Origin of the sequence: Peterkaempfera griseoplana (genome assembly GCF_001418575.1) — a bacterium.
Classification (GTDB): Bacteria; Actinomycetota; Actinomycetes; order Streptomycetales; family Streptomycetaceae; genus Peterkaempfera; species Peterkaempfera griseoplana.
This window is the reverse complement of sequence record NZ_LIQR01000085.1, coordinates 9,126-15,319: the sequence shown is the minus strand read 5'-3', so window position 1 is coordinate 15,319 and position 6,194 is coordinate 9,126. Positions and strand designations below refer to the sequence as shown.

5 protein-coding genes are annotated in these 6,194 nt (G+C 74.5%); 2 read left to right on the top strand and 3 right to left on the bottom strand.

What is annotated here, in order from left to right:
* From AOK09_RS06800 to AOK09_RS06790, 3 genes are all read right to left on the bottom strand, one after another.
* Positions 1 to 573 (bottom strand): serine/threonine-protein kinase (locus AOK09_RS06800; protein ID WP_157875815.1); only part of this gene is annotated, 573 nt, incomplete at its 3' end.
* Positions 574 to 795: 222 nt separating this feature from the next.
* Entirely contained in the window at positions 796 to 2,049 is a 1,254-nt protein-coding gene (locus AOK09_RS06795) for a protein kinase family protein (RefSeq protein WP_055586209.1), read from the bottom strand.
* A gap of 88 nt (positions 2,050 to 2,137) precedes the next feature.
* A complete protein-coding gene (locus AOK09_RS06790; RefSeq protein ID WP_055586208.1) occupies positions 2,138 to 4,441 on the bottom strand; it encodes a serine/threonine-protein kinase in 2,304 nt (767 codons plus the stop codon).
* 367 nt (positions 4,442 to 4,808) lie between these two features.
* Here AOK09_RS06790 and AOK09_RS06785 point away from each other — a divergent pair, with 367 nt between their 5' ends.
* Together AOK09_RS06785 and AOK09_RS38875 are read left to right on the top strand one after the other, a co-directional pair.
* Complete coding sequence (locus tag AOK09_RS06785) at positions 4,809 to 5,369, top strand: Uma2 family endonuclease (protein WP_055586207.1); 561 nt, start codon at positions 4,809 to 4,811, stop codon at positions 5,367 to 5,369.
* A gap of 178 nt (positions 5,370 to 5,547) precedes the next feature.
* Complete coding sequence (locus AOK09_RS38875) at positions 5,548 to 6,174, top strand: hypothetical protein (protein WP_055586206.1); 627 nt, start codon at positions 5,548 to 5,550, stop codon at positions 6,172 to 6,174.
* Positions 6,175 to 6,194 lie beyond the last annotated feature (20 nt).

Sequence of the window (6,194 nt, the reverse complement as noted above, 5' to 3'; positions counted from 1 at the left end):
GAAGGTGGCGATGCCGAAGTCGGTGAGCACCACCCGCCCGGTGCCGCGCTCCAGCAGCACGTTGGCCGGCTTGACGTCCCGGTGCAGCACACCGACCTGGTGACCGCGGTGCAGCGCGGCCAGCACCTGGGCGCCGACCCCGGCGGCGTCCCGGGGCAGCAGGGTGCCCTCCTGGGAGATGACGTCGGCCAGCGAACGGCCGTCGATCAGCTCCATCACGATCCACGGGCGGCCGTCCTGCTCCAGGACGTCATGGATGGTGATCACACCGGGGTGCTTGATCCGGGCCGCGGCGCGGGCCTCCTGCTTCATCCGCGACTGCAGGATCTGCAGGTCCTCCTCCGGGAGGTGGCTGACGCTGAGCTCCTTGACGGCGACCTCGCGGTCCAGCATCCGGTCCTCGGCCCGCCACACCGTGCCCATGCCGCCACGGCCCAGCCGCTCGCCCAGCAGATAGCGGCCGGCCAGCAGCCGTCCGTCCCTCGGCCCCTGGAACGGTGTCGCGCCGGTTCCCCGGCCGGCACCGTCCGCAGTCGCGGCCGCGCCCGGTACGGATCCGTCCTGCGTCCCCATCCGTGCTCCCCCTCGTCTGCAGTCCGCCGCACCGGCAGGTGGTGCGGCCCGCACGACGACCCCCGCCGTCCATCGCCCCGGGTTCCGGTCCCGGCGCACGCCACTGCTCACCACTCGAACATGTACAGGAGACAGGTTAGGCGTCCCTACCGGCGCCGCACATCCCGCCCCCGCGCGTGTGACCCGGTCGTGACTCGCCCGGGCGCCGGGCGCGCCGGGCGCTCACCCGGCGAGCAGCGCCGTCACCCCCAGCACCAGCAGCAGCACCAGCACGATCCCGCCGACCAGCAGCGGCCCCAGCGACCCGGGGCGCAGGCCCCGGCGGGCATGGCGCGGCGGGCCGTGCGGATGGTCGGGGTGCGGCTGCGGCAGCCCCCCGCGGCGTCGCCGGCGCTCCACCGTCCCGGCCGGCCGCACCGCGGGCAGCAGCGCGGCGACCCCCGCCGTGTCCGGGTCGTACGGCTCCGGCGCCCGCGTCAGCAGCTCGGAGAGCCGCCGGCGCACCTGCGCCGGGGCGGGGCGGGCGGCCGGGTCGGGATGCAGCAGCTCCTCCACCAGCGGCCGGAGCGCCCCGCAGGAGGCGCCCGGCGCCCGGCGCCCGGCCCGTACCGCGTCGAAGAGCACACCGGTGTCCTCCTCCGGGAACGGCGGGCGCCCGGTGAGGAGGCGGAAGAGCAGCACCCCGAGCGCCCAGCAGTCCGCCGCCGGACCCACCGGCTCACCGGGCAACGGCCGCTGCAGCTGCAGCTGCGGGCCGCGGTCACCCCCGGGCGGGCCGACCTGCTCGGGTGCCCAGCGCTCCGCCCTCGGCCCGGCGAGGGCCGCACGGCTGTCACGGGCCCGCCGGCGGGCCAGGGTCCAGTCGGTGCCCAGGGGGAGCGCCACCCCGGAGGGGTCGGCGTCCAGCCCCTCGGAGAGCGCCTCCTGCGCGGCCCCGCTGCCCAGCCCGCCCAGCATCGCGGCACCGTCCTCGCAGACCAGCACCGTCTCCGGGGTGATGTTGCCGTGCACCAGCCCCGCCGCATGGACGGCCTGCAGGGCGCCCAGCAGATCCCCGGCGATCTCCGCCGCCCGGTGGACCGGCAGCGGGCCGCGCTCCAGCAGCCGGGCCAGCGGCACCCCGGGCAGGTACTCGCCGGCCACCCAGAGGTACCCGTCCTGGTGGAACACCTCGAAGTCCTGGAGCAGCCGGGGGTGCACGGGCACCGCGGCGACGGCCCGGGCAGCCCGGTCGACGGCGCGCGCGGCGGCCCCGGCGGTGGGCGCGGCCTCCTCGGGGGCGAGGCCGTAGACGGTGTCCAGGCCGTCGTCCAGCACCTCGGCGCTGACCACCTCGGGCAGCGGTACGGCCTCCAGGACGACCCGCAGCCCGCTCGCGGAGTCCACCGCCGCACGGCGGCGGGGCGCGGCGAGGTCCTCCGGGCGGTCCATCAGCTGGTACCGCCCGGCCAGCAGCCGTCCGTACACCGGTGGCATGGCCCTCCCTTCGCGGCCCAGCGTACGGGCCGCCGGCGGCGTCACCGGCTGCGCCTGCCCCGCGGCGGGACGCCGATCCCCCGGGTCCTCAGCCCAGGGGCTTGAAGCTGTCGTAGGACACCTGGCGCGCCTTCGCTGCCTCGGCGCTGTCCCACTGGTCCTGCGGCATCATCCACTGGATGATGTACGCCTTGTCGGTGTCCTTGCCGATGATGAACGCCCGGCTGACGGCGTGCTTGACGGCGGGCGGACTGTTGTACGTGAACGTCCAGTCCGCGGCGTCCCAGCCGCGGTAGCTCAGCTGGTGGATGTCGCCGATCTGCTGGTAGTCGGGGTAGCCGCTGCTGGCCTGGCTCGCGCGGTCGCGCCAGTCCGCCAGGACGTCCTCGGTGGCGTCGGACCGGTGGTCCAGGATCAGCACCCAGTCCTTGTAGTGCAGTTCGACGCCGCCGTCCTTGTCCTTGGCGTACGTCATGCCCTCGGGCACCACGACGGAGAGGTGCTCCCGGTCGTTGGTGTAGGTGGTGAAGCCGTCCGGGACCGCGTCCTTGGCGCCGCCGCCCGCGTTCTTGCTGCCGCTCTTGCTGCCGTCGTTCCCGTCGCCGCCGTTGCCGCCCTTGCCGCCCTTGTCGTCACCGGCCGGGTCGCCGCCGCCCGGGGCTGCGGGTCCGGTCGCCGGGGAGGACTGGGCCGGCGCCGAACCGGTCGGCGACGTGGATGTCCTCGGGGCCGGGCTGTGGCTGCCCGCACCGCCGCCGGAGGCCTGCCCGCCGGAGGAGTCGCCGGTGTCCGACATGGCCCGGACGCCCAGTACCACTGCGGTCACCAGCAGCGCCAGCACCACGCCGTAGACCAGCAGCGTCCGGGGAGCGGGGGTGCGCTCGGCGGGCGGCGCCGCACGCCACTCCTGGATCCGCCGGCCGAGACCGCCGCCGGGACCGGACGGCGCCTCGCTCAGCTCGTCGACTGCGGCGGGCAGTACGGCGGTGGCCGGCGCCTCCTGCGGAGCAGGGGCGGGGGCGGGGACAGCGACGGCCTTGGGCTCGGCCGCCTTCGCCGCCTTCGCCGCCTGGGCAGGCTTGGCGGCAGCGGGCTTGGCGGTACCGGCGGGCCTGGCCTTCCCGGCCGGCGCGGGAGCCGTGGGAGTCACGGGCGCTGCGGCTGCCGCAGGCTCTGCCGGGTCTGCCGGGTCTGCGGGCAGCGGCGCCGTACGGCTGCCCACCCGCACCGTGCCGAGCAGACCGCCCAGCACCCCGGCGCCGCGCCGCCCGCCGTCCGCGGCCTCCGCCGCGTCCTCGGCCCGGGCCGTCTCCTTGGGCTTCGCCGTCTCCTTGGGCTTGCCCGACTCCTTGGCCGGGGCCGTCTCCTTGGTCTGGGCGGCCTGCTCGGACTGGGCCGCCTGGCGGGGCACCGAACGGGCGGCGTCCCCGGCCGCCTTGGTCTCGGGCTGCTTGGTCTCGGGCTGCTTGGTCTCGGGCTGCGTGTCCCCGGCCGGGGTCGCGGGCAGTACCTGAGTCGCCGCAGCCGCGGCCTGCTGGGTGGTGGCCTCCGAGCGCCTGGACGCCTCGGAGACGATCCGCCGCAGCATCGACCGCGTCGTGGACTCGTCCAGCCGCTCGTCGGGGTCCTTCTGCAGCAGTCCCTCGATCACGGGGCGCAGCGGCCCGGCGTTGGCGGGGGTCTTGAGGTCCTCCATCATCACCGCGGTGAGGGTGGAGATCGCCGATCCCCGGTCGTACGGGGGCTTGCCCTCGACCATGGCGTACAGCGTCGCGCCAAGCGACCACAGGTCGGCGGGCGGGCCGGGCTTCTGGCCCCGGGCCCGCTCGGGTGAGATGTAGGACGGGGCTCCGACCAGCATGCCGGTGGAGGTGACCGACGGGTCGCCCTCGACGCTGGCGATGCCGAAGTCGGTGAGCACCACCCGGCCGTCGTCACCGATCAGGACGTTGGACGGCTTGACGTCGCGGTGCAGGATGCCGTGGCCGTGCGCCGAGCGCAGCACCCCCAGCAGGTCCAGGCCGATCTCGGCGGCGCGCACGGGCTCCAGCGGACCGTCCTGCTTGATGACGTCCGACAGGGAACGGGACTCGACCAGCTCCATCACGATCCACGGCCGGTCGTCCTCGTCCACCACGTCGAAGACGGTGACCGCTGCGGTGTGCCTGATCCTGGCGGTGGCCTTGGCCTCACGCAGGGTACGGGTGATCAGGCGGCGCTTCTCCTCGTCGTCGACGCCGCCGTGGAAGCGCAGCTCCTTCACCGCGACGACGCGGCCCAGCATCTCGTCCTCGGCGCGCCAGACGGTGCCCATGCCGCCACGCCCGAGCACCGAGTCCAGCCGGTAGCGGCCGGCGATGAGGCGGCCGGTGGAGCCCTGGGCCTGGGTCATGGATGCGATCCCCTACGTATGCCAGTCGACATGATGGTGCGTCGGCCCTTGCCGCAGGACCGCACGGCAGAGGACCGAAGGGAGGGCGGTCCGGTAGCGGCGTGATGCCCACGCCCCGGGGAAGCCCAAGGGTCCATCATCCCCTGAACCCCCGTCGCCCCCGCAATCGGCCCCTGTGCCTCGGCCGTCCGGACCGGCGCGCCCCCGCGCGCACACGTGCAAGGACGCTCAGGAGGGCCGCCACGGTTCCCGATCGGGCCCAGGAGCTGATGCCCGGGACGGGAGATGTGCAGGATCATTCGTTCGAGGGACCGTGCAGTACAGCCCCGGCACCTAGGATTGTCCCGTCAGCCACGCAGGAGGACGCATGGCGATGCCGATTCCGGAGCATTCGCCCCACGCGGATCTGCTGGCCTGGCATGAGCGGCTCGAGGTGCCCGCCGGCTTCCGAGCCGAGGTGATCGACGGGGGAATCAGCGTGTCGCCAGGCCCCAGCGGCCGCCACCAGTACATCTGTACGCGCCTGCGGGACCTGCTCCGCCCTGCCGCGTCCACAGGCCTGGTGGTGACGGACGGGCTCACCGTGGAACTGCCCGCCACGGGTGAGCGCTACATCCCGGATCTGCTGGCGCTGCCCGAGAAGGCGCTGCTCACGGAGGGATGGATCTTCCCTCCGGACGGTGTGGAACTCGTCTGCGAGGTGACCTCGCCCTCCAACGCCGCAACGGACCGCGTGAAGAAGCTCCGCGGCTACGCCGCCTCCGGCATCCCCCTCTATCTGCTGGTCGACCGCCAGGACGGCACGGCGAGTCTCTTCGCGCAGCCTTCAGGTGACCATTACGTCAGCCGTGTCCAGGTCACCTTCGGCGGTGTGGTCCATCTTCCGGCACCACTCGGCCTGCGGCTGGAGACCGCCGCCCTGGTCTGAGGCACACCTGGAGGGCCGCAGTCCTCGGCGGCCGCCGGGGGCTGGTTCGTCCGCGAAAGCCACTGGGAACAGACGTCCGACGCTGCTAGCGTTCCGGCCCGTTCCCACGTTCGCAGTGCGCCGCGCTCCGCGTCGTCCGCTGCGACGTGTCCCACTCCACTCATCTCGGGGGATCTCCGTGGACCAGACCACGCCTTCGCCTGCCCAGGCGTTCGGCCCTCCGGCGCCGCAGCCGCAGCCGCAACCGCAACCGGACGTCCAGCCGCCGGTCGCCGGCGCCCCGGTGCCTCCCCCGGCCGGGGCGTTCGGCGCACCCGTACCGCCTCCGGCCGGCCAGTTCGGCGCACCGCTGCCCCCGCCGTCGCCGTACCTGCAGGCCCCCGCCCCCGCGGCCTCGCCGACCACCTCCCGGGCCGCCCTCGGCCTGCTGGCCGGGGTGGCGGCGGCACTGGTCGGCGCGGCGGTGTACGGCGGGATCATCCGGGGCACCAACCACGAGTTCAGCTATGCGGCACTCGCGGTGGGCGCCCTGGTGGGCGCGGCGCTCGGCAAGGTCGGCGGACGCAGCCAGACACTGCCGATCCTCGGGGTGCCGCTGGCCCTGCTCGGAGTGTTCCTCGGTCAGATGTTCGGTCTGGCACTGCTGGCGGCGCATGACGCCGGGATGTCGGTGAGCGTCGTCCTGTCCGACCACGCCGGGGTGATCTACGACCTCTGGAAGGACCAGCTGAGCCCCATGGACGTGCTCTTCTTCGGCATCGCCGGGGTCGAGGGCTTCCTCTTCGCCAAGCGCACCGCAGGCTGACCGTACGCCGTGAGGGGCCG

Bases quoted from the DNA above. Each gene is read 5' to 3' on its own strand.
- AOK09_RS06795 (WP_055586209.1), bottom strand. From the start codon at position 2,049: ATGCCACCGGTGTACGGACGGCTGCTGGCCGGGCGGTACCAGCTGATG.
- AOK09_RS06790 (WP_055586208.1), bottom strand. From the start codon at position 4,441: ATGACCCAGGCCCAGGGCTCCACCGGCCGCCTCATCGCCGGCCGCTAC.
- AOK09_RS06785 (WP_055586207.1), top strand. From the start codon at position 4,809: ATGGCGATGCCGATTCCGGAGCATTCGCCCCACGCGGATCTGCTGGCC.